Origin of the sequence: Paenibacillus polygoni (genome assembly GCF_030263935.1) — a bacterium.
Lineage (GTDB): Bacteria > Bacillota > Bacilli > Paenibacillales > Paenibacillaceae > Paenibacillus > Paenibacillus polygoni.
In genome coordinates, this window is record NZ_CP127162.1 from 4447053 (window position 1) to 4471622 (window position 24570).

14 protein-coding genes are annotated in these 24570 nt (G+C 40.3%); 4 read left to right on the forward strand and 10 right to left on the reverse strand.

Annotated elements, in window-relative coordinates; translation table 11 throughout:
- The first annotated feature begins 36 nt into the window (after positions 1-36).
- Entirely contained in the window at positions 37-2424 is a 2388-nt protein-coding gene (locus QPK24_RS21420; RefSeq protein ID WP_285744536.1) for an LTA synthase family protein, read from the forward strand.
- 60 nt (positions 2425-2484) lie between these two features.
- On the opposite strand, the gene QPK24_RS21425 is transcribed toward QPK24_RS21420, so the two are convergent.
- The 4 genes from QPK24_RS21425 to QPK24_RS21440 are packed head-to-tail and all read right to left on the reverse strand — an operon-like array spanning position 2485 to position 7861.
- Positions 2485-3507 (reverse strand): glycosyltransferase, encoded by a 1023-nt coding sequence (locus QPK24_RS21425; RefSeq protein ID WP_285744538.1) that lies wholly within the window; start codon positions 3505-3507, stop codon positions 2485-2487.
- The gene (locus QPK24_RS21430; RefSeq protein ID WP_285749481.1) at positions 3500-5770 is read right to left on the reverse strand and encodes a methyltransferase domain-containing protein; all 2271 of its coding nucleotides are present in this window, start codon (positions 5768-5770) and stop codon (positions 3500-3502) included. Before QPK24_RS21430 ends, QPK24_RS21425 begins: the two co-directional genes overlap by 8 nt.
- Before the next feature lie 18 nt (positions 5771-5788).
- Positions 5789-7051, reverse strand: coding sequence for an ABC transporter ATP-binding protein (locus QPK24_RS21435; RefSeq protein WP_285744540.1), 1263 nt, complete (start codon positions 7049-7051; stop codon positions 5789-5791).
- Positions 7052-7063: 12 nt separating this feature from the next.
- Complete coding sequence (locus tag QPK24_RS21440; protein ID WP_285744542.1) at positions 7064-7861, reverse strand: ABC transporter permease; 798 nt, start codon at positions 7859-7861, stop codon at positions 7064-7066.
- 99 nt (positions 7862-7960) lie between these two features.
- Here QPK24_RS21440 and QPK24_RS21445 point away from each other — a divergent pair, with 99 nt between their 5' ends.
- Positions 7961-10429, forward strand: a complete 2469-nt coding sequence (locus tag QPK24_RS21445) for an O-antigen ligase family protein (RefSeq protein WP_285744544.1) — start codon at positions 7961-7963, stop codon at positions 10427-10429.
- A 148-nt stretch (positions 10430-10577) separates the two neighbouring features.
- On the opposite strand, the gene QPK24_RS21450 is transcribed toward QPK24_RS21445, so the two are convergent.
- The 6 genes from QPK24_RS21450 to uvrB form a co-directional block, all read right to left on the reverse strand.
- On the reverse strand, positions 10578-13091 hold the full coding sequence (locus QPK24_RS21450) for a U32 family peptidase (protein WP_285744546.1): 2514 nt from the start codon (positions 13089-13091) through the stop codon (positions 10578-10580).
- Positions 13092-13344: 253 nt separating this feature from the next.
- A complete protein-coding gene (locus QPK24_RS21455) occupies positions 13345-15258 on the reverse strand; it encodes a stalk domain-containing protein (protein WP_285744548.1) in 1914 nt (637 codons plus the stop codon).
- Positions 15259-15281: 23 nt separating this feature from the next.
- Positions 15282-16439 (reverse strand): S1C family serine protease, encoded by a 1158-nt coding sequence (locus QPK24_RS21460; protein WP_407083040.1) that lies wholly within the window; start codon positions 16437-16439, stop codon positions 15282-15284.
- A gap of 235 nt (positions 16440-16674) precedes the next feature.
- Positions 16675-16881 (reverse strand): hypothetical protein, encoded by a 207-nt coding sequence (locus tag QPK24_RS21465; RefSeq protein ID WP_160032778.1) that lies wholly within the window; start codon positions 16879-16881, stop codon positions 16675-16677.
- A gap of 205 nt (positions 16882-17086) precedes the next feature.
- Entirely contained in the window at positions 17087-19948 is a 2862-nt protein-coding gene (uvrA, locus tag QPK24_RS21470; protein ID WP_285744552.1) for an excinuclease ABC subunit UvrA, read from the reverse strand.
- A gap of 765 nt (positions 19949-20713) precedes the next feature.
- Positions 20714-22708, reverse strand: a complete 1995-nt coding sequence (gene uvrB, locus QPK24_RS21475) for an excinuclease ABC subunit UvrB (RefSeq protein WP_285744554.1) — start codon at positions 22706-22708, stop codon at positions 20714-20716.
- Positions 22709-22879: 171 nt separating this feature from the next.
- On the opposite strand from uvrB, the gene QPK24_RS21480 reads away from it, so the two are divergent.
- Together QPK24_RS21480 and QPK24_RS21485 are read left to right on the forward strand one after the other, a co-directional pair.
- On the forward strand, positions 22880-23674 hold the full coding sequence (locus QPK24_RS21480; protein ID WP_285744556.1) for a flagellar motor protein: 795 nt from the start codon (positions 22880-22882) through the stop codon (positions 23672-23674).
- Entirely contained in the window at positions 23658-24494 is an 837-nt protein-coding gene (locus QPK24_RS21485; RefSeq protein WP_407082935.1) for a flagellar motor protein MotB, read from the forward strand. Before QPK24_RS21480 ends, QPK24_RS21485 begins: the two co-directional genes overlap by 17 nt.
- The last annotated feature ends 76 nt before the right edge of the window (positions 24495-24570 follow it).

Sequence of the window (24570 nt, forward strand, 5' to 3'; positions counted from 1 at the left end):
ATTTCTTGAATGAATACAAACTAACAGGAGGACGAAATGTCTATTCTAAAAAAACATCATCCGTCTGTCTTCTTCCCTCTAATCATATTTATACTAGCTGAAAGTCTATTCGCAGGAGGAATTATTAAGTTCACCCAATGGTTAATTCATGAACCCATTTATGCCCTACTATCTTTTATAATTATTTTTAGTTCAATAAATATTTTTTATTTATTTAAGCCTTTAATTTATAAATCTATTGCAATTATTTTATCTTTATTTCTAATTATTATAGCTTTTATTAGTCATACCAAATATCAATATAGAGGGGATATAGTAACACCATCAGATATCTTTTTACTTAACGAAGCATCTGATATTTCCAGTTATTTAAATATCTCCTTGTACATAAAATTATCATCTTATCTTTTATTATTTTTCATAATTAGTTTGCTATTAATCATAAATAAGAATCGACCATTAAACTTCCAAAAGAGGATATTCTTATCCGTAGGGGCTATCATAATTTTATTAACTTTTGTAATTTGGGTAGGACCTTATATGAAATCCGAGAAACAGGTGACTATTCTCCCTGGTAAAAATAGCACTGGATATATAACTGGAATATTAAGTGACTTTATTAGTACAAGTAATATGAATGACTCTGATTATAATAAAAATCGTATTGCCGAAATTAATAATGCACTACCTATTAATAGTGAAAACAAAGAATTTAAGCCTAATGTAATTATGGTTCTATCAGAGGCATTCTGGGACCCAACCCAAGTAGATACTATTAAATTTGCTGAAGATCCTCTTCCGTTTTTCCATAGTTTGGCCAAGAATTATTCAAGCGGACAAATCCTTTCTCCTGTATTTGGTGGTGCAACAGCTAACCCAGAATTTGAATCATTAACTGGACTCTCTACACGCTTTATAGATGATCCTACACCCTATGTACAATCAATTAAAAGGCCATTGGATTCATTAGCAAGTATTTTCAAAAAATACGGGTATGAAAGTAGCGTAATTCACAGTTATCATAACTGGTTTTACAATAGGCCTAATGTATATCAATACCTAGGTTTTGATAAATTTATTAGTGGCGAATTCTTTAATACACCTACCATGATTGGTCCTTTTATGGATGATAAAGATTTGTATGATTCAGTATTACGAGAAATGCAAACTACTGAAAACCCGAATTTCATTTATACTATTACGATGTTAAATCATGGACCATATAAACCAAATCGGTTTCAGGATAAAAAAGGAAATACAGATATAGTAAGTGGAGAATTGAGTGAATCCTCAAGTGATATATTAAATGCCTATTCACATTCCCTTAAGTATGTAGACCAAGCCTTGGAAGAATTAATTAATAATTTAAATAAGATTAATGAACCAACCATCCTTGTGTTCTTCGGAGACCATTTGCCTTTACTAGGAGAAGACTATGCGGTGTATAAAGAATTGAATTATTTTAAAGATAGCGAGGATCTGCTTGACTACCAGCGGAAGTTTACGACACCTATCGTTGTATGGAATAATTTTGGAGCAGAAAAGGAAGATATCGGAATACAGAGCACCAATTTTATAGGAGAGTATGTATTAAATTTAAGTGAGAAACAAGGTAACAATATTTTTTCTTCTTTAAGTCAGCTAAGACAAAAAGGGGTTACTGTTATTCCTGAAGAACAATACTATGAAGATTTCCAAGTTAATTCTACTGATTTTGAAAATTTCAAGCTACTGCAATACGACGTATTGTTTGGTAAAGATTACAGCAAAACTAATCCTAAACAAACTACCTTACTTAAGAGAGGAAGTTCAGATCTTAAGATCGATTCAACTACCCCGAGTAAGATTATAACTGGTGTAAAATTCTATACATCTGAAGGTCCTTCTGTATTAAACATCCAAGGTTCTGGATTTATACAGGAAAGCTCCTTTTTTGATTTTATAAAAGGGAGTCAAATTTATATTAATAATGAACCCTACGACACGATCTATTCAAATGAAAATTTAATAAGTACTGTTATACCAGAAGAATTATACAATAAACCTGATGAAATAAGCATAGATGTACGTATTACTGATACCAAAGGTTCGGTCCTCTCAGAATCTAACCAATTGATAATCCCTATACTAGATCAAGAGAATATAACCCCCATAATTAAATGGGCAGAACCAGGAAATATTATAAAGCATACACCATTTAATGAGGTGAATGGCAAGTCTTATCTGAAATTAGCTGGAGAAGGCTTTACAAATGATAGTAAAATTTTCATCAACAACATTCCTATGGAGAGCACAATAGAAGATAACGGTTATATACAGTGTTTCGTTCCAAATGAGTTTTATAATCAACCAACCGTTTGGACAGTAAATGTTAGAACAGGGTCTAAACAGTCGAACGAACTAAGTTTATATGTAACTGACTAGCATAAAAAAATCACATTGTTACACATAATACCTCTTTATGTGCACAATGTGATTTTTTTATTAAGTAAAGAGTGAAATCCATTGTTCTGTAAAGTCATATTCTAGAGACTGTGAGTATATCTCGATCTTTTGGGAACAGGAATCGTAATGAGACAAAATATATTCTAATTTCTTATGAGCCTGTTGCAGATCTTTGCCCTCGAACAAAAAGGTTTGATCTCCATTTAATAGACTATAATGTGCTTGATTATCATATGCCAATACAGGAAGCTGTACTTTCATAGCCTCGGCGACAGATAGACCATAACTTTCGCTGATAGAGGCCGACATAAATATTCCACGATTTTTTTTCACAAAGTGTAATAGTTCACCTACTCTGTCAAAGTCTACAGGTGGCAAGTATATGGTCCTGTTTAACATTTTATGTTTTTCAAGGGTTTCTTTTAAGTTAATATCATGTTCTATAATAGGACCCGCCAATATAAGTATTAGCTCATCCGAATAGCTATTATATGAAGAAATAATCTTAACTAATTCTTCTATATTTTTTAACTTGTCCAATCTGCCTACGTAAAGAATCGGTGTCTTATTATAAATTTTTGAATACTTAGTGCTACTATCTTTCACATGGACACTGTTAGATATAACTATCAGCTTATTACGCAGATCTTCAGAAAGTTCTTCCTCGAGCTCCTTTTTAAATTGCTCGGAAGGAACTAATATTCCTTTTATCCTAGAATCTAATGTTTTAAGATAGCTTCGATTGGACTTATAAGAAGTATGGCATTCCATAAACAACTTACTTGGTTCTACGAATTCAAATATTTCTGGAGTATCTATTGATAAAACGTAATCATAGTAATCATTATCTATATAATCTACTATTTTCATAATATCTGTGAGATTATTACATTCCAGATATTGATTAAACTTTTCTTTTCCCCCGCTGTCAAAGAAAAAATAAATATGATACTCTATATTTAGATTATTCTGCTGAATTGCATGTGCCCTATTCAAAAGAACTCTTTCTACACCACCCATGGTTGCCCACTTATACACACCTAGTATTTTAGTTTTATTCATTTCTATATAACCTCACAAAGTTACTAGAATCGTCTTCAGCTATAAAAGATTCAAAGCGTTTCTCCCATTTCGTCTCCTCTAGGAACTCTTGTATAATTCTATAGTCAATAGTTTCTCTCACTACGTTATCATAGCTCATTTGGACTGCATTCATGAAATTATCCGCATCATTTTCTACAACTATCACATTTGGATATTTCTGTAGGTGTGGAATACCAGTAACAACCGTAGGCAGTCCAAAATACAGATATTCATAGACCTTGATTGGATCTACAGCAAGAGAAAGTGTGCTTTGTTTAAATGGAATTATCCCCACATGCCAATTCCTCACATGTTTTATCAATTCATCAGGCTTTACTTTCCCATAATAAGAAATATTCTTATATTTCTTTAATCTGCCTAAGATTGCTTCAGAAGCACCATAACCAATAATATGAAGCATAATGTTATTATTATTCTCTGCCATATCAAAGAGTATATCCCAATCAAACCATGATTCTGTTAAATGACCGAAATAGCCAATATGAATAATGCTCTTCCCATTTGGCTTCTTGCAGGAAACATTGGAATCTCCAAGCAAGTCTGCATAGAAACCATTTCCAATACATTTTATATCATTTCTCAAAAACTTAAATTTAGATAGGAGTGGCTCGGAAACCGCTATAACAAGATCGGATTGTAGCACTAAGCTTTCCTCTGCTTCACCACTGTACCACGGAGCTTGTCCTACTTTATAGAACTCTTCCCAATCATCCATAATGTCATATATTAATTTAAAACCATGTTCTCTAACACTTGGTATAAAATCCATATAAGAAGAAGATGGCGTATTGTAAAAAGCATATTTAAATTTAATTTCTTCTAATAGAACTAGCTGTTCAGGACGATCAATTATGGAATACATTGGTATGCTATAGACATGAGGGTAAACGACTTCAAATGGCCGGTCAGTAATTTCATCTCTTTTCCATTGCCAGACTAAAAAAAGGCATGCAATTTTCTGCTGTGAAAGATATTTTGCTAAATTAATTGTACGTTGGTTATAGAGCTCATCAAATGGAAATGCAGAAGGGATTATGGCAACGCCTTTGATCTCCTTGTTCTTATACTGCTCTACCAATTTAGAATATATCGATTCTAATTGATTCGTTTCCAGCTCGTTTAGTTTTGTCTGATTCCCTCTTGTCTTTAACTTATGTCGACATACTTTATAAAAGTTTTTAAATCCATGATTCTTAATGAATCTTAGGGCTTTAAATCCATGCTTTATAACCGGAGTATGATCACGCACTTTATAGTATGCTAACGCCAATTTCCAAAACCCAGACGCATATATTTTTTTTAGTTCATAAGAATATTGATAATTTTCATTAAGTAGCCACTTCTCTTGATCCTCTAATATCTGACGCTTTTGTCTCTCATTCTCTAAGGTGATTTCCAATTTTCCTTTTGAGGTTTGTTCTTCCCATAATTGCTGCTGAGCCATTCTCAGTTTTATTTCGTAATCTTTTACTATTTCAGCCTGCTTGTCAGAAAGCGCTTCTATTAGGTTTTCAACTCTTGCATATGAAGAATTAATATCTTTAAACTTTATACTTAGGGAGTTATAGTTTTCAGAAAGATCACCCACAAAATCATGTAACGATAGCTGTCTTTTAGAGTGATTATTTTTTCTTTGATAAATAACCAGTAACTGTTTACCTGACCAAAAGATATTCTCTACTTGTGAGCAATCATATTCTCTTGCATACACAAGCGAAAACCCCCCATTTTCTAAAGGGAAATCGCTATACTCAAAAGTATAAAAATGTTCATCAAATCGCATTCGTTCTTGGAAAGGAATGAGTATAACTACGTATTTATTTGAGCATCTAAATAAGTGCTGCATAATTTCTAATGGGCGATGGAAATGCTCTAAGGTATTGGAACTATAGATTACATCATACGTGCGATTTAAATTGGTAATATCAGCAGCTATATAATTCACATTTGGATAATGTTTCGCTGCTTTATCTATTGCTTCGGTAGAGAAGTCAATTCCTGTGAATATACTATTAGGGAATCTATTAGCTAAATAATTAGTACAATCCCCTTCAGCACAACCTACATCGCCAAACGTAAGACCTTCTTCCAGATCCTCAACAAACCATTCTGGAAACAAATTGACTGAAATATTGCAGAAAAACATTGTTTGTCTTCTACCCGAATTTTCTTCCCAATTTTCAACAAATCTTTTGTCCCAATATTCCTTACTGTTTATCATATTCAAATAAATCACTCTCTACTTCCGTAAATAGTTCCGAACTGGCGTATGCATAATACCGAACAACTGACTTTCAGTAATAGATTTCAAAAATTGTGCTCCTTCTATATAATCAAAATACTCAGGTTGTATAGAGCTACGATCCTCTATTGCTGACACTAGAATCAAATCGCCTTCAGTAAAATAATTAATAAATTCAAATATTAAATGATTCATTCCTTGATTGAAATTTTGTCTTTCGCTTTTGTTATCATGGGTTGTGTACACTAACAAATCTAACCCCATTGTATTTTTAAAGGAGATCGCAACTGAAATATTATCAATGTCACATTTCTCTGGAAGAACAAAACTAACTACAACTCTAATCGTTTCTCCATACATAATCGTATTCATAGTTGAGCCCTTTTCATTAATTACCTTTACTTGCCGAATTAAATTAGGTTGACTCCCCCATCGATTAATAGCATCGTTCAAACTCTCTGACTCTTCTGTACTTGTTTGATCTTCATCAGATACCTTATCCATAGTGTTTTTTGCTATTAGCATACTAGCTTTATTGTTCTCCGAATTCATATATTCCATATATTCTGCTGTAACAGATAAAGTATCCCCAAAAGCAATTAATTCTCCATTATGAATCCACATTGTTCGATCGCAAAATTTTCTAATACTTGAGACATCATGTCCAACAAATAAAATAGTGACCCCATTGTCCCTTAGCTCTTCAAATTTTCGAAAACACTTAGCTTGAAATTTCATATCTCCTACAGCTAATGCCTCATCCACTATAAGAATGTCAGGGTCAACGTTTATCGCAACTGCAAAAGCCAAACGAGCAAACATTCCACTAGAATAAGTCCTTACGGGTTGCTCAATAAAATGGCCAATGTCAGCAAATGATAATATTCGATCCATTTTTGCATCCATTTCTTTTCTACTCTTACCTTGGAGAGTACCATTCAAATAAATATTTTCTCTTCCAGTATATTCAAGATTAAATCCAGCGCCTAATTCTAGTATGGCTGAGACTTTACCATCAACCTTAATTTCCCCACTTGTTGAATTGAGAACACCAGAAAGAATTTTAAGTAAAGTTGATTTACCCGATCCATTCTTACCTATAATCCCTACTGTCTCTCCTTTACTAATCTTAAAAGATATATCTTGAAGAGCGTGAAACTGTTTATGTCTTTTTTTTTCAGGGAAGAATGTTTCTTTTAACCTATCAGAAGGTTTCTCATATATTTTATAAATTTTGGTTAAATTTTTGACTTCTATCATAAGAGTTACTCCTTATAAAACATCTGCGAAATGTGGACTGACTTTTTTAAATAATTTAGATCCAATGATCATCAAAAGAAAAGTTACAACCCAAAAAAATAAAGTAGTATTATAATGTTCCCAGAACCATATTTTATTAATAAAAGTGTCTCTATATCCTTCTACAATATAGAAAACAGGATTTAGTTTAAATAAAAATTCGAACTTTTGAGGTACCATATTGAATGACCAAAAAATAGGTGTTAACCAGAATCCAAATTGAAGTATGACTGAAACAACTTGACCCACGTCTTTAAGAAATACATGAAGAGCTGAAGTAATCCAAGATAGACCTATAGTAAATAGGATTAAAGCAAAGGAATAGTAGAAAATCTGCAATAGATACATATCAATACCTACCCCATATACCGCAAAAACAAGAAATGTCAACATTACAAACAGGCAGTGAATAAATAAAGATGACATGATTTTAACTATAGGTAATAAGTGAGTTTTAAAAACTATTTTTTTTACTAAAAAACTATTCTGTTCAATAGAATAGGTTGCTGCAGATAAGCTTTCGGAAAAAAAGAACCAGGGTGTAATCCCTGCTAATAGCCAAAGAATATAAGGAATATCCCCCACAGGGAATGATCTTAACCCCACCTGGAAAACAAACCAATATATTAAGATAAGCAGTATAGGATTTATAATCGCCCAAAACACTCCTAAGCTCGACCCTAAGTATCTTAACCTCAAGTCCTTTTTAGAGAGCTCCCATAGCATCCTTCTTTCTATAATTAAATCAGTAATATATACTTTTAAGTTCATATAATCCTTATCCCTCTTTATGTTTATATTAGAAAGTAGTTCCATCATAAGTATTATGCTAAAATAATGTCGTATCTACTAGAAAAGGAGAATTCTACCTTGTCAAATCCAGTATACGGCAATACTACTAAAACAAAAGGTAGTATTAAGCCGAAGAATCAACGATCTATGCTTGAATGGCTCCTTGTTGGAGGCCTTGTTTTGTTCCTGATCTGGGCACCGTTCCAGATTGCTTTGTTTAACGGTCAGATGTTGAATTTCGAAAAGCCTCTCTATTGGGCTGTCCTTATCTCCACCCTGCTCATGTTCCTATGGATCGCAAACTATTACAAAGTGATTAAGCTAGAAACGCAGAGAGATTGGCTTCTTGTAGCTGTCTTACTGTTACCTCTGACTTATGTACTTTCTCTTATCTCAGCAGCATCCGAATATCTAGCAATGAATATGATACTTATCCAGTGCATTTATACGGTGATTTTTGCCATTGCAGTGGTTATTCTCCAAAACAAACAAATTAATCATATCATACATTTGGCAATTTTGGGGATTTCGTATGTTATTGTCGGATTTGGTCTAATGAACTGGCTGGGTGCATCCCATTTAGCCGCAAATTTAGTCGGATGGTTTACGGGTGCTGTCCAGAATGGAATATATGTAGATGCTGTTATGGTCGATTCCAACGGACCGCGGCTTACATCGGTATTTCAATACGCAAATACATATGCAGCTTTCCTTATGGCTCTGCTATTTGCATCCATCTTTAGTTTGGTGAAATCAAAGAAATGGATTGGCCAGTTAACTCACAGCTTCATGCTTGTGTCCATTATTATCTCGTTACTACTTACGTTATCGAGAACAGGACTTGTCTTGTTGCCAGTTGTTTTTGTAGTACTTTTGCTCTTCTTAAAACCAGCAAAACAAATTTTATGGATTATATATTGTCTTATAGCTGGAGGGGCTACGATTGCCGTACTTAATCCAATTACGACAGCGGGTCTGAAGCTACACGAAGAATATTCTACCTCCGTTGCTTTAGACGGTTGGATGCGCCTTTTAGTTGCATCTATTATTACAGCGGTCCTTGCGTGGGTTATCCAAAAGTATCTGGCACCTCGCCTGACGAATGGTGTGCAGTACTGGGCAAACCGAAAATATTCAAATTTATGGATTCCGGTAGGTTCTTCTGTAATTGCAGGAGTTGTTGGAGGTTTACTTTTAGGAACTGGAATGAAGAGTATTTTGCCGCAAAGTATTCAGATTAGACTTGAGAACATTAACTTTAACCAGCATAGTGTGCTTGAACGTTTTACTTTTTATAAAGATGCGATGAAACTACTCGGTGATTATCCGATCATTGGTGCGGGCGGGGGAGCTTGGGCTACGCTGTATGAAACATATCAGAATAACCCATACACGAGCCGTCAGGCTCATAACTTTTTCATGCAATATCTTGTGGAAGTCGGTATTATAGGTTTCATCATTTTTATGAGCTTTATGATTTTCATTATTTATAAGTATGTCAAAGGATATATCCGGTCCTCGGAAGAGAATAGAGAGTCACATTTCCTATATTTCATTATTACTTTCTCTATTCTTACTCACAGTATTTTGGACTTTAATATGAGTTATGTATTTATGGGAATCCTCGTATTCCTAGGTTTAGGCGGAATGGCTACGGTTATGGATAATAAACCGGTGAAAAAACTCCGTTTTACAGGTGGTGGATCGCGGTATATGTACCTTGGTGTTGTAGGGGTCTTGTCTATCATCGTAATGTTTACCTCGGTACGTTACTTGCAGTCTAGCTATGCTGCATTAGAAGCACAACAAGTTGCACAAAACAGCCAATCTTTCGAAGAAATTAAATCAGCTTTGGATAAAGATTTATCTATACGTAAAACACATCCTGATTCATTGCAACTTATGGCCGAAATTTATCAGCAAGTCTATATTCAAACTCAAGACGAACAATTTTACAATGAGGGCATAGCTTGGCTGGAACGCGGAATTGCTGCAGAGCCTTATAACAAAAATATGTTGAAGCAACAGATTTCCCTTTATCAGGCTAATGGAGAAAATGAGAAAGCTTTTGCCATTCAAAACGAAAAAGCCAAAAATTTCAACTGGGATATCACCTGGTATGAAACACTGATTAGCCAAGCTCACGATTTTGGATATCAGGCACTCGGGAATCAAGATAATGAGAAAAAGGAAAAGTATTTCAAAGCAGGGCTAGATGCATACGAACATGTGAAACAAGGAATTGAACATTTAAAAACATTGCCTGAAGGACAGTTACAAGGTAGAGCATTTGAAATCACGCCTTCCATCGCCCTAAGTGCAGGTAAAATTGAATTTATGCAGAATCAGCCTGCTGAAGCTGCATCAACACTGAAACAAGGACTCAAAGAAGATATGAGCGACCCAACCAATCAAGAAGTTGCTAGATGGTATCTCGCTTCCTTACAAAAAGCAGGGCAGACAGACGAAGAGATAATGAATCAACTCATTGCTGTTCAGCCCGAAGCAAAACAACAAGTGGATCAATTGGCTAATGTCAATTTCTAAGGAAAATAATTTTATCCTTATATCATCAAAAAGGACGATCTCAGTCAGTAAATGACTATAGATCGTCCTTTTTTAGTTTCTGTAGCAGACGGAGACTTCTCCTCACTTACATGAGAGTCCTCACCTCTGTTTATTAGAGATAACTTATTTATTTCACGAGCTGACCGCGAGTTACACCCAGCTGATTTGTTGCTTTAAGTGTCTTCCATACCTGTGTACCACTGATCTCTCCGCGCAAAGCACGGTTATACAGATCAATAACTTCATGTACTTGCTCTGGAGTTTCTTCCAGGAACTCGACACGGTAGCGGGATACGCCTAGGTCCATGAAGTTGGTCAGGTATTCAGCACCCGACTGTTCGATTGCATTGTACACCGTGTTACGGCAGCCTTCATCAACACGAACCGGATGGGACATACCGATACGGTCTTGCAATGACACGCTGTGATCTTCACAAGGACGACCGCAGTTGGTATAGTCTGTTCCTTCACTAAGGAACGTGCAATATACACAATGTTCCGTGTGGAACATTGGCAAATGCTGATGAATAACGACTTCCATTTTATCTGTCTGCGAACGTTCAAGTAGATCGACCATTTGCTGAATATTCAGGTCATAAGATGGTGTAACATAATCGCATCCTGACTCTACAAATAGCTCGACTGCTTTGTGGTTGGCAATGTTCAAAGAGAAATCACCAATCAGTTCCGGATGCTCTGCATCTGGATTCTCCATCCGGTGACGCAGGTAGAAGTATAGCGCACCTGTGTTACGAACCAGCACAGCATCAGGCTTCAGACGCAGGATATTGTTATGGTACCCATTCTCGCCTGGCATATGAATACGCGGTGTAGCAAGTGCAATTTTTTTGCCTGCTGCGTGAACCATCTCAACTGCCGCAGGGAACTGCTTAATGAACTCGAAATCGGCATAAATCATGCCCACTCCTGCTTCAATCGCTGCTTCCACTTGTGGAAGACTGCGGCAGAGTGCGGTAAGTTCAGCCTCGCCGCGTTTTACAGGTGCTGCAGGAGTAGCCGCATCGCCGTATACTTCCACTTCCCGTTTCACGTAAACAGGAGGTTTCGGACGTTCGCCAACGAGCATATCCACCGCACGGCGGCGAATACTGTTCAGCTCACGCATAGGTACGATAACGTCCCCTTGAAGCTCTACATCAAGTTTCTCCAGTTGGTACACGGTACCGCCAAGACGTCCAAATTGCTCTTCGAGCAATTCACGGTTCATCGGACGCTTCTTAGCAATCTCTAGTTCCAGTTCGGAGTTTACGTGAACGGTTGTCCCTTTTTGCACATCAGTCCAAGTCGTCTCAAGCAAACCGCCTGGACGGCCGACAACACTGACATGTACAGGGAAGACCCGGTAAGGTTTTTCCGTCTCATAGCTTTGACGCAGACGCTTGTCGAGCGCTGGATCGTTGGTTTTCCAGATCCGATCTCCTTCATGCAAACGACGCAAATCTACATCACTGCGGCCAGGTACGATATCAATAATCCATCCTTCGCCCGCTTCGCCTTCAATTTTCACACCTTGTCTACGGATATCGTATACACGTCCGCCTTCTTCACGTTGTGTTGGATCCCCCGCATCAAATACAATTCCGTCTCCTCGTTTCAGCGGAGCTTCAATCTTACATACAACACCATCACGCAAAATCTTCTCTACACGCCCTAGATATACACCGCGGCTTTTCGGGAAGGTACCGTCAACCAATTTCTTATTGTTCGTTCCTTCTAAGAAACCATGGGTAAATCCACGAGAGAAACTTTGCTGTAGTTCACGAATTTCTTCTTTACTTACGGGATTCTTAATCCCGTCAAAATATCCATCAATCGCTTTACGATATTTGCTCACTACGTTTGCCACATATTCAGGCGTCTTGAGTCGTCCTTCGATTTTGAAAGAAGTTACTCCTGCTTCAATCAGTTCAGGCATAATATCAATCGCAGCAAGATCCTTAGGAGATAGCAGATAAGCTACGTCGCCCATCGGTTTTTGCTCTCCATCTACCATCAGATCATAAGGAAGACGGCAAGCCTGCGCACATTCTCCACGGTTGGCGGAACGTCCGCCCCACATCTCAGAAGTCAAACATTGACCTGAGTAGGAGACACAGAGCGCACCATGCACAAATACTTCCATCGGCAAACGTGCTTGCTCCCCAATTTTCTGAATTTGCTTCAAATTATTTTCCCGTCCAAGTACGACACGTTCTATATCAAAAGGTTTCGTGAATTCAACCGCTTCAGGCGAAGTAATGGTCATCTGCGTTGACCCGTGAATCGGGAAGTCCGGAGAAATCTCGCGAATCAATTTTACAAGACCGAGATCCTGAACGATAACCGCATCTACCCCTGCATCTACACAAGCGTCCACAAGTTCCTTCGCATCACGAAGCTCGTTCTCAAATACCAATATATTAAATGTCAAAAATCCTTTTACGCCGTAGCTGTGCAAATACGCCATAATTTCAGGCAGCTCTTCCATACGGAAGTTATTCGCTCTTGCCCGGGCATTAAATTTCTCAACACCAAAAAATATCGCATCCGCACCATTCGCAACAGCGGAACGCATACAATCCCAATCACCGGCAGGAGCAAGCAGCTCCACATCTTCTCTTCTTAATGCTTTAATATCCATATATCCTCCTAAACCCGTATAAATCACGGGTTGCAATATAAAACCGAAACCTTGTATTCGTCCTTACTCCATACGATCAGTGTAGCCAATCTATGAAACAACTATAATAGTGTATCAAATCCACTCTCTTTCCTCTACCACTTCCTGAAAAAACCGATAAATAAAATAACATGTAAAGTCTCACATGGTGCACATAAAAAGAGCAGTAAACAGATTGCTCCGCCTACTGCCCAATTTATAAAACAACTTTTCTTTATTCATTAAAAGAGAATGATTTCAGTGCATGATCCAGTGCATTCTTTTGAACCTCTGTACGATTGGCATCATTCATGACGCTTGTTATGGTATACGTAACTCCTTTATGTTCGAACAGAATTTGTTTCCCTTGATGCGGAATTCCATTCTCTATCTCATGATAAGTAAAGGATGTGGCGGGTTGTCCTGCAAAGGTGATGCTTTCAGTTCCTACCAACCTAAAATCCTTTCGGCTTTTCCCTGCCTCTATATAGGATTCCTTCATCTGACTTACAGCCAGTTCCACAGAAATCTCTTCGTTTGTCTGAATAGAAAAATATCCACCCGTGAACTGATAAGATATTTTAGATTTCTCATATTGATCTTGAAGCGGTGTCCAAAAGCGTGGAATGTCCAGTGAGTATCCATATTTTTTAGATGAGCGTGTTACGGACTTCGTTTTATCGATTAAATAAGGATCTTCGCCCAAACGTCCAAAATTCTCGGTGACAGTCTCAAAATCAATCTCGAGAGACTTCAAGATGGAATCAAACCGTTCCATCTCTTCTTCTGCTTTTTTCGGGACCGCGTATTCTAGATAATATCGATACCCTTTTTCCTGAATCAGCACGTTATATTCTGTTGTCCATCCATCTCCGAAGTTATACTCAAACTTGTTAATCTGTGCATCCTTCTCTGCCACTTTCGCTGTATAGGAATCAATCTCACGGTAAGCATCAGTAACAAATACATCTTTCATCCATTTTGCCAGCTGGTCGCTCCAATCTTTGACCGAAGCACCCTTGGGGGCAGAAGTGACTTGCAAAGAAAGATGGGTTCCCTTTTTACTCTCATACACCATGTTCTGATTATCTTTACTCCACTCCGCAGGCACCGTGAGCCCGATACCATAATCTTGGTTATAGGCTGTTGTCATCCCGTCTTCTACTGTCGATAAATCTTTTATCGAATGATCTGACGTGTTAAATGATGTTTTGAATGAGTTTAGTAAAGGGGCATATTTTTGGAGATCTTTATAGTTGCTTGCTTCGTTATCTGAAAAATATATTTCATATAAGCGCCCGTTATCATAGTATTGTCTAACTTCCCAGAATACCCCCTCTGTATCCTTTGCAACAATGCGGGCATAAGGCGTAGGTGCGTTTGGATAAGCTTCCCGGTCCATTACTGTCTCGCCCATGCTTTTGGCTTCCTGAACCAGCTGCTGCAGCATATCATCTGCATCAAGCTTCACTTCTTCTGCATTCACAAGAATTTCAAAATAATAGGCACCTTCGGCATCCATAAAGTTGATATAATCTTCACTTTCATCGTAAGAACTGCCGACAACAAGTCCTGTTGGGTAATTCATAGACCATCCATAGTAACTGTTTCCTATTTTCGTTTTCCCTACATCAGCGTCAATCCCATCTTCGGATTGTTCGTGATCGGCATCTTCATTATCATTCCCTTTGAGACGAACTACAAGCTCACCGCTCGGGTTCTTCTGAATACTCGCTCCAAGACCTTGTGCAACAGGACGCAGCGGCACCATCAGTACCCCTTGTTTCATTTCCGGAACAGCATTCATCTCTACCTTCTTACCATCGATCCAGGCTGTAGAACTGCCAATAGTTAACGCGACGGTATGTGGTCCATCCATTATCTTAACGACATCCGTACCGCTCAGCTTAATTTGACTGTTAAACGTCTTTTTAAAAACGCCCAGCGGCACCATCAACGTTCCTTTTTGAATATACGGTTTGTTAATGCTCTGTTTCTCTCCATTGATAGCCGCAACCGTGCTACCTACTTTTACTCTAAGCTCTTCCGTATGATTAGCTTCAGCAAGCATGGGAACAGCTCCGCCAAAAGCAAGCATCCCTGTAAGCAAAAAAGCAGCCACGATCTGTGCCGATCTTGAATTATTCAATCTATCTTCTCCCCATTCTTCGGTTAAAAATCAGATTCCTCTTCCTCGGAATATACTTCCGTTTCGCCTTGGGTAAGAACGACCTGCCTTGACACAATATCTCCGCCCGACTGCATGAGAAGCTTCACTTTTTGTCCGGGTAGATAACTTTTGAGCAGTTCGTTAATGTCGATCACCGAAGTAACACGTTTTCCAGCAATACTGTAGAGTTCATCCCCATCTTTAATTCCTGCTTTCTTCGCTTCCTTGGTGAGGACACTTGTAATCGTGAGCGGATCTTCTGTCGGGAGGCCCACGATAGCAGACCAGCTTTCTTCGAGTTCTACTCCCAAACTGGCGCGTTTCACCTCTCCATACGTGAAATAATGTTTAATTACATAATTAACGGTTTCTGCTGGTATAGAGAAACCTGTATTTTCTACGCCCAAAGCTGCAAATTTCATGGAATTAATGCCGACCACTTCACCTTTTAGATTCACGAGCGGACCGCCGCTGTTTCCTGGATTAATGGCCGTGTCGCTTTGAATAAGCCGGTATGAACCATTGACTGCACGGTTTAACCCGCTCACTACCCCAACCGTAGCCGAATTTCGCAATGAAAAAGAGACCGGTGTTCCAATTGCAATCACCGTTTCTCCTACACGAGTCTGCTCTGTGGAACTTATAAATTTGGCTGCTTTCAGTGATTTTGCATTGATTTTTATAATAGCGATGTCACTAACAGGATCACTGTAGCTTTTTACAATCTTATAAGACTTGCCATCAGACGTAACAACTACAGCTTCGGTGAGCCCATCGATCACGTGCGCATTCGTTACAATCCATCCGCTGGATTTAATAACCACACCTGTGCCATGGGCTAGGTTATATCGATCCGATCCTCCTAATTCTTCCCCGCCTTCAGCACGACCTATAATTCCTACAACGGAAGGAGATACGGTATCGATGACATCTGGCACCTGATCTTTCGCAGTATATATGTACTTCCCCGTTTTGCTGTCGTATTTGCCAGTACCGCCTATTTTGGCGAGAACCTGTTTTGAATTAATATAAATTTGGCCGCCTTCTTGCTTCGCATCGAATGATGTGCTCGCCGCATTTACGTCAGATGCAAATACAAAGGTGGACGCCACTAGGCATGCAGCTGCAGCCATGCCAGCTGATCTGTATATAGATTTCATTTTTTTCACCTGTTCCTCTCTATCCTCTTCACTTCGTTCTCTATCTAATCTCTAATTAGGTATGTATGGTGAATAGTTAATCTCATATCTATGAAACTACTGAATTATCGCGTCTTACTTGAAATACGGGAATAAAAAACACCTTCCTTATAATTCAACGGAAAGTGTTCTTGAAATAATAAGGCTTAATTCAATTAACTGAGCCAAAAGCAACTAAAGGTACTATGAAATTGATTCAACTGAGCCAATTCTTAATCATCGCATAATCTGTAATCAAAAAGACAAGCAGGCTGACGATCGTAAATCCAATGGCAAATAGGTTTTTCTTAGGTGCTTTTACCAAACGAACCAAGCCAATAGATATAATGATGGTAAACAAGATGACAAAAATATCAAAACCATTAAATTTCGTAGTTGCACTTGCAGCTTCTGCTAACAGCATAAATGCACCTCCTTAGGTCGATTATCGTACACCGTACAAGCGTTTACACCTTCTTATATGTTATCTTCATAATTCAGGTTACGCAAGCCTTTTCATCCAAATAATTCAAAATAATCCAGTTTACCGTTTTCTCTACCCTCTCCCTGTCTTCTAAATGCATAAAAAAGCAGAAAAGACGAATGTCTTTCCTGCTGGTTACTATGATTTACGTGTGATGAAGCTCAAGCTTTTTACTGCGCTCTGTATCCCGTTCAAGAACCGGTTTGAGGTATTTCCCTGTGTACGATCCTTTGACATTCACAATCTCTTCTGGAGTTCCTGTACCTAGCAGTGTTCCTCCACCGCTTCCTCCTTCAGGACCCAGATCAATAATGTGGTCAACCGTCTTAATTACATCCAGATTATGTTCGATCACAAGTACCGACTCACCAGAATCCACAAGACGTTGTAACACTTTTAGCAAGCGATCAATATCATCAACATGAAGACCTGTGGTGGGTTCATCCAAAATGTACATTGTTTTTCCTGTACTGCGTCGATACAGTTCAGAAGCGAGCTTCACGCGCTGCGCCTCTCCTCCAGATAAGGTGGTTGCTGGTTGACCCAGCTTAACATAACCAAGACCTACATCCATAAGGGTTTGCATCTTCCGGTGAATTTTCGGAATGTTTTGGAAAAATTCGGTTGCATCTTCTACTGTCATTTCAAGTACTTCAGAGATGTTCTTCGATTTATATTTTACTTCCAGCGTCTCGCGGTTATATCGTTTCCCTTTACATACTTCACATGGAACGTAGACATCTGGCAAGAAGTGCATTTCAATCTTAATAATCCCGTCTCCGCGGCAAGCCTCACAGCGTCCACCTTTTATGTTAAAGCTGAACCGGCCTTTTTTATATCCGCGAAGTTTCGCTTCATTCGTCTGGGAGAACAAATCACGGATATCATCAAATACACCAGTGTAGGTTGCAGGGTTTGAACGCGGTGTGCGCCCAATCGGTGACTGGTCAATATCGATAACTTTATCAATATGCTCAAGTCCGCGAATCTCTTTGTGTTGGCCTGGACGTACTTTAGCCCGGTTCAGATCACGCGCTAGTGTCTTATACAAAATTTCATTAACGAGCGTAGACTTACCAGAGCCGGATACCCCTGTAACTGCTGTAAACACACCAAGTGGAATTTTTACATTAATGTTCTTCAGGTTATTCTCCTTTGCACCGCGAATCTCTAGAAAACGATTATCGCCTTTGCGTCTCTCTGCTGGAACTGGAATGAACTTACGTCCACTCAAATAACTGCCTGTCAGGGAGTTAGGATCCTCCATAATTTCTTGCGGCGTTCCTTGAGACATGACTTGTCCACCATGAATCCCGGCACCTGGGCCAATATCAATGATATGGTCGGCTGCCATCATGGTGTCCTCATCATGTTCTACCACGATGAGCGTATTACCAAGGTCACGCATATGAGCGAGTGTAGAAATGAGGCGATCGTTATCTCTTTGATGCAGACCAATACTCGGCTCATCAAGAATGTATAATACGCCCATGAGACTTGAACCAATCTGAGTTGCAAGACGAATCCGCTGCGCTTCTCCGCCGGACAAAGTTCCTGCAGCACGGCTCATCGTCAGGTAGTCGAGACCTACATTGACAAGGAAGCCGAGACGGCTGTTAATTTCTTTTAGAATGAGCTTAGCAATGGATTGTTCTTTCTCTGACAACGTTAATGAACTAAAAAAGTTCACTGCCTCTCCAATCGAGAGTTCCGTAACGTAAGCCATGTTGTGATCGTTAATCGTAACAGCCAAGATCTCTTTCTTGAGCCGATGACCTTTACATGTTCCGCAGGGCTTTGCACTCATGTAGCCTTCGATAAACTCCCGAACCCCTTCGGAGGCTGTATCGCGATACCGGCGTTCAAGATTCGGAATAATGCCTTCAAAAGCGACATATGCCTCTTTTCGCTGACCAAAATCATTCTCATAACGGAAGCGAATCTTCTCTCCATTCGTTCCATGCAGCAGCTTGTTCATCTGATCAGCAGGAAGTTCGCTGACTGGAACATCCGTAGGAATCTTATAATGCTCACACACCGAGCGCAAAAACTGAGGATAGTAATTGGAGGTTCCTCCCGCCCAGGCATCAAAAGCTCCTTTTTCAATGGTCTTACTAGGATCAGGTACAAGCAGTTCTGGGTCAACAATCATCTTGACTCCAAGTCCATCACAATCTGGGCAAGCACCAAATGGACTGTTAAATGAGAACATCCGCGGAGACAATTCTTCCATACTGAAGCCACAAATCGGGCAGGCAAAATTCGAACTGAAACGAAGCTCTTCCTGTCCAATAATATCGACGAGCAATTGGCCGCCAGAAATTTTGAGAGCCGTTTCTATTGAATCTGCAAGCCGGGCTTGTACATCTTCTTTTACAACAATTCGGTCTACAACCACTTCAATGGTATGCTTTTTATTTTTCTCCAGCTCAATTGTTTCCGAGAGATCTCTCATCTCTCCATCAATTCTTACACGAACAAAACCTTGTTTTGATATGTCCGCTAGAATATTCTTGTGTTCTCCTTTACGTCCCGAAATCACAGGCGCCAAAATTTGAAGTCTGGTTCTCTCTGGATAATTCATAATCCGGTCAACCATTTGCTCCACCGTTTGAGAGGTAATCTCAATCCCGTGTTCCGGACAATGCGGATGACCAATCCTTGCAAAAAGGAGACGCAAATAGTCATAGATTTCCGTTACGGTACCTACCGTAGAACGCGGATTTCTGCTCGTTGTTTTCTGATCGATAGAGATCGCAGGAGATAGACCCTCAATGGAATCTAGATCCGGTTTTTCCATCTGCCCAAGAAATTGACGGGCATAGGCAGACAACGACTCTACATATCGGCGTTGTCCTTCCGCATAGATCGTATCAAAAGCAAGTGAAGATTTACCGGAACCGCTAAGTCCGGTCAGTACAATAAACTTGTCACGCGGAATGGTGACATCTATATTTTTCAGGTTATGCGCTCTAGCGCCTTTAATTACAATATTCTCGCTTGCCACATGCTCATCTCCTTAGGGGAACTTCGTACTTCACCCACCTAAATCCTCCCTGACAGGGAGGACCCCAGAGGACTTCCCTCTGGACTCCCAAACTGGCTGTTGGAATAGGTTGGCGTTGTTATAGTGCTACTTTGGTGTAATGGGGGCGCATCCCCCTGATCTATAACACTCCCATCGGAGTGTTATAGATCAGGGATGCTTGCAGGCGCTGGATTGCTGGAGGCTTCGCTTCTCCAGCGGCGGACCATTGCCCCCTGGGCTCGGTCCTTGAAGGACGGTGGCTGGTGATTGCTTCGCTCCTCCAGCGGCGGACCATTGCCCCCTGGGGCTCGGTCCTTGAAGGACGGTGGCTGGTGACCGCTTCGCTCCTCCAGCGGCGGACCATTGCCCTCTGGGCTCGGTCCTTGTAAGGGACGGTAGCTGGAGATTGCTTCGCTCCTCCAGCGGCGGACCATTGCCCCGTGGGCTCGGTCCTTGAAGGACGGTGGCTGGAGATTGCTTTGCTCCTCCAGCAGCGGACCATTGCCCTCTGGGCTCGGTCCTTGTAAAGGCGTGGCTGGGATCACCTTGCTCCTCCAGCTACGGACCAATTGCCCTCTGGTCGGTCCCATTTATATTATTTAAACAGTATATCTACAAGTATAGCCTGTGAACTTTATTTTCAAGCGATATTTCTTTAGTAGAAAACAAAGAAGAGTACATAAAGATCAAACTCTATATGTACTCTCGAAGAAGAGAACGACCCTAGGGCCGTTCTCTTCATTATTATTCTGCCTTTAATTCGAGCAGCGCATCCCGGAGTTCTGCGGCTCGCTCAAACTGTAGATTCTTAGCTGCATCTTTCATTTCTGCTTCTAGACGCTGAATGAGAGACTGGCGATCTCGCTTCGACATTTTCTCTGCGCCGCCAACCAGGTAATCACTCTTCGATTCAGCAACTTTCGTTGCTTCAATCACTTCACGTATTTTCTTACGTATCGTCTGAGGAGTGATTCCATGCTTCTCATTGTATGCAATCTGTGTAACCCTGCGGCGTTCTGTTTCTTTGATTGCTTTATCCATAGAGTCGGTAATTCGATCACCGTACATAATAACCCGGCCCTCACTATTACGCGCGGCTCGGCCGATCGTCTGAATCAGTGAACGCTCCGAACGCAGGAATCCTTCTTTATCTGCATCAAGAATGGCGACGAGAGAAACCTCTGGTAAATCAAGACCCTCTCTCAGCAAGTTGATCCCTATAAGTACATGGAATGTACCTAGCCGAAGATCCCTGAGGATAGCCATCCGCTCCAGTGTCTTGATATCAGAGTGCATATATCTAACCTTAATTCCTACTTCTTTGAAGTAATCAGTCAGATCCTCTGCCATCTTCTTCGTCAGCGTGGTAACAAGTACCCTTTCATCCTTCTCAACCCGGTCGCGAATCTCATTAATGAGATCGTCAATCTGACCTTTGGTTGGTCTGACTTCAATAATTGGATCAAGGAGTCCTGTTGGACGAATAATCTGCTGTATCATTTCGCCTTCAGTATGCTCCAGTTCATAAGGACCTGGCGTTGCAGATACATAAATAATCTGTTTAGCCTTCTCTTCGAACTCTTCAAACTTGAGCGGTCTGTTGTCAAGTGCCGAAGGTAACCGGAACCCGTGCTCTACCAAGACGGTTTTTCTTGCTTGGTCACCATTATACATGGCACGAATCTGCGGAAGTGTTACATGAGACTCATCGACAACAATTAACATATCATCAGGAAAATAATCGAGCAGCGTATAAGGTGTCGCTCCTCTTTCCCGGAAAGTTAAAGGTCCTGAATAGTTCTCAATTCCGGAACAGAAACCCACTTCTTTCATCATCTCAATATCATAACGCGTACGCTGCTCAAGACGCTGTGCTTCGAGAAGTTTCCCTTGTTCCTTGAGCACGGCAAGACGTTCTTCCAGTTCACGTTCTATATTGACGAGCGCAACCTTCATCGTATCCTCATGCGTAACAAAGTGAGATGCTGGGAAGATCGCGACATGATCGCGTTCACCAATCAGTTCACCGGTAAGCACGTCGATCTCTGTAATCCGTTCGATCTCATCTCCAAACAGTTCAACACGAATGGCATGTTCATCTTTGGAAGCAGGGAAAATCTCAACAACATCTCCGCGAACACGAAAAGTACCGCGAACAAAATTAATATCATTGCGCTGGTACTGAATATCTACAAGCCGTGCCAGAATCTCATTACGCGGCTTCTCCATCCCTACCCGAAGAGACAATAGTAAATTCGAGTACTCCATCGGGGAACCGAGACCGTATATACAGGACACACTTGCTACGATGATGACATCGCGCCGTTCAAACAAAGAACTCGTAGCCGAGTGTCGTAGTTTATCTATTTCTTCATTTATACTTGAATCCTTCTCGATATACGTATCCGAAGAAGGGATATACGCTTCTGGTTGATAATAATCGTAGTAACTTACAAAGTAATCCACCGAGTTACTAGGAAAAAACTCTTTAAACTCACTTGCCAGCTGTGCTGCAAGTGTCTTGTTATGTGCAATAACAAGCGTCGGTCTATTCAGCTTCGCTATGGTCTGAGCAATCGTAAACGTCTTACCCGTACCCGTAGCACCAAGCAAAGTCTGGTGCCTCTTACCTGCACGCACACCTGCGACCAGCTCTTCAATTGCTGCAGGCTGATCTCCCTGGGGCTGAAATTCCGACTCGAGTTGAAACGTCTTCGTGCTCATGACTATATCACTCATTGCCCAACCTCACCCTCATCGTCTAAAATAGATCTTACATTTATGTCGATATTTGCCGAGAAAACTGGTATCGGAAATATTCTTTGAATAGGAATATTTGTTCCCGTTTATTATACTCGGTTCAGATCATGGATGCAAATGTAAGTAACGAACGAGGAGGCGAAATCATTCATGGATATCGCGACCCTAATCGGTCTCATTGCCGGAGCAGTCGCCATTATCGGAGGTTTTTTATGGGAAGGAGGGCAACTTACAGGATTATTTCAATTTACAGCAGCACTTATTGTATTTGGCGGAACCATAGCAGCTATTCTAATTAGTTACCCGATGTATCGTATTCGGACGATACCTGCGGCTTTGCGTATGGCGTTTCGCAAGTCTAATCATGAAGCAAGCAAGTGGATAGATGACATTGTGGAAATGTCGATGCTTGCCCGAAGAGAAGGGGTTCTCTCCCTTGAGCATAAAGTAATGGAACATTCTAATGATTTTTTAAAAAATGGAATTCAAATGGTCGTCGATGGAACTGACCAACCTGTGGTCCAGCAAATTATGGAGCTCGAAATTGATGCCATAGAACAGAAGCATGATCATTACGCCAAAATTTTTGAATCTGCCGGTGCCTATGCACCAACGATGGGAATCATCGGCACTGTGATGGGATTGGTACAGGTTCTTGGAAGCCTCACCGATCCTACGGAGCTAGGTCCTTCCATTGCTGTTGCTTTCATCGCTACTTTATATGGCGTCGCAAGTGCCAATCTCATCTTTCTGCCGATTGCATCCAAAATCAGAGCAAAAAGCGAAGAAGAAACCTCTACTCTAGAAATGCTTTTAGAAGGCATACTATCTGTTCAGAATGGGGAGAATGCTTTGCTTGTTCGGAAGAAACTCGAAACCTATGCCCTAAAACATGAGTTTCCGGAAATGAACAGAAAGGAAAAAGCTCATGAGACAGCGGAATAGGCATAGTCGCCTCATTCGAACAAGACAGACGCGAGCAAGTAACCCCGGCGCTTCCCATGACCGCTGGATGATTACCTATGCTGATCTAATCACTCTTTTACTTATTTTTTTCATCATGTTATATGCAATGAGCAGACTCGATGCCAATAAATATGAAGATATCACGAACTCGCTGCAAACCACATTCCAAAATTCAAACCATATTCTGGAGGGAAATGAAGGGATCACAGGAGATAAACCTTCTCCCGGACAACAGAATTCAGGCGGCAGTGCAGTGCAGTCCGGTGATCCTAATAACGAAAACCCTGAATCTGAAAAAATAGAATCGGCTCATGAAGCAGCTTTTCGAGCTCAGGAGAAAGAACTCCAGCAATTACTCAGCCAGATTGAGGGATACATAGAAGATCACAATCTGACAGAAATGATCTTTGTAGAGGACAAGCCGCAAGGGATATCAATTACGCTCAGCGAACGTTTTTTATTCCGCAGCGGTAATGCTAAACTGATGGATGGATCTTCTCCCGTACTACATCAGTTAGCCAGCTTGTTCAGAGATTTGGGCATGAATATTTCCATCGAAGGACATACGGATAACATGCCCATTGGTAATAGCTCCACTTATAAAGACAACTGGGAATTATCCGGTGCAAGAGCCCTGTCCGTATTACGTTATTTTATGGACGAGGAAGGTCTGGAATCGGATCATTTCCAGTATGCAGGTTATGCCGATACTCGCCCTGCCGAGGACAACAGCACGGAAGAAGGCAGACAAAAGAACCGCCGGGTTGAAATTACCGTACTACGGCAGCTTCAAGAATAAGTCAGAAACAGCCATTCCCTTTTAAGAGTTACTAGGTCACGTTATATGAAACAAAAAGACCTCCAATCTGCTTACG

What these genes read in the sequence shown, in the direction of transcription:
- QPK24_RS21420 (WP_285744536.1), top strand. Translation starts at nt 37, where the DNA reads ATGTCTATTCTAAAAAAACATCATCCGTCTGTCTTCTTCCCTCTAATC.
- QPK24_RS21425 (WP_285744538.1), bottom strand. Translation starts at nt 3,507, where the DNA reads ATGAATAAAACTAAAATACTAGGTGTGTATAAGTGGGCAACCATGGGT.
- QPK24_RS21430 (WP_285749481.1), bottom strand. Translation starts at nt 5,770, where the DNA reads ATGATAAACAGTAAGGAATATTGGGACAAAAGATTTGTTGAAAATTGG.
- QPK24_RS21435 (WP_285744540.1), bottom strand. Translation starts at nt 7,051, where the DNA reads ATGATAGAAGTCAAAAATTTAACCAAAATTTATAAAATATATGAGAAA.
- QPK24_RS21440 (WP_285744542.1), bottom strand. Translation starts at nt 7,861, where the DNA reads ATGAACTTAAAAGTATATATTACTGATTTAATTATAGAAAGAAGGATG.
- QPK24_RS21450 (WP_285744546.1), bottom strand. Translation starts at nt 13,091, where the DNA reads ATGGATATTAAAGCATTAAGAAGAGAAGATGTGGAGCTGCTTGCTCCT.
- QPK24_RS21460 (WP_407083040.1), bottom strand. Translation starts at nt 16,439, where the DNA reads ATGAAATCTATATACAGATCAGCTGGCATGGCTGCAGCTGCATGCCTA.
- QPK24_RS21465 (WP_160032778.1), bottom strand. Translation starts at nt 16,881, where the DNA reads ATGCTGTTAGCAGAAGCTGCAAGTGCAACTACGAAATTTAATGGTTTT.
- uvrB (WP_285744554.1), bottom strand. Translation starts at nt 22,708, where the DNA reads ATGAGTGATATAGTCATGAGCACGAAGACGTTTCAACTCGAGTCGGAA.
- QPK24_RS21480 (WP_285744556.1), top strand. Translation starts at nt 22,880, where the DNA reads ATGGATATCGCGACCCTAATCGGTCTCATTGCCGGAGCAGTCGCCATT.
- QPK24_RS21485 (WP_407082935.1), top strand. Translation starts at nt 23,658, where the DNA reads ATGAGACAGCGGAATAGGCATAGTCGCCTCATTCGAACAAGACAGACG.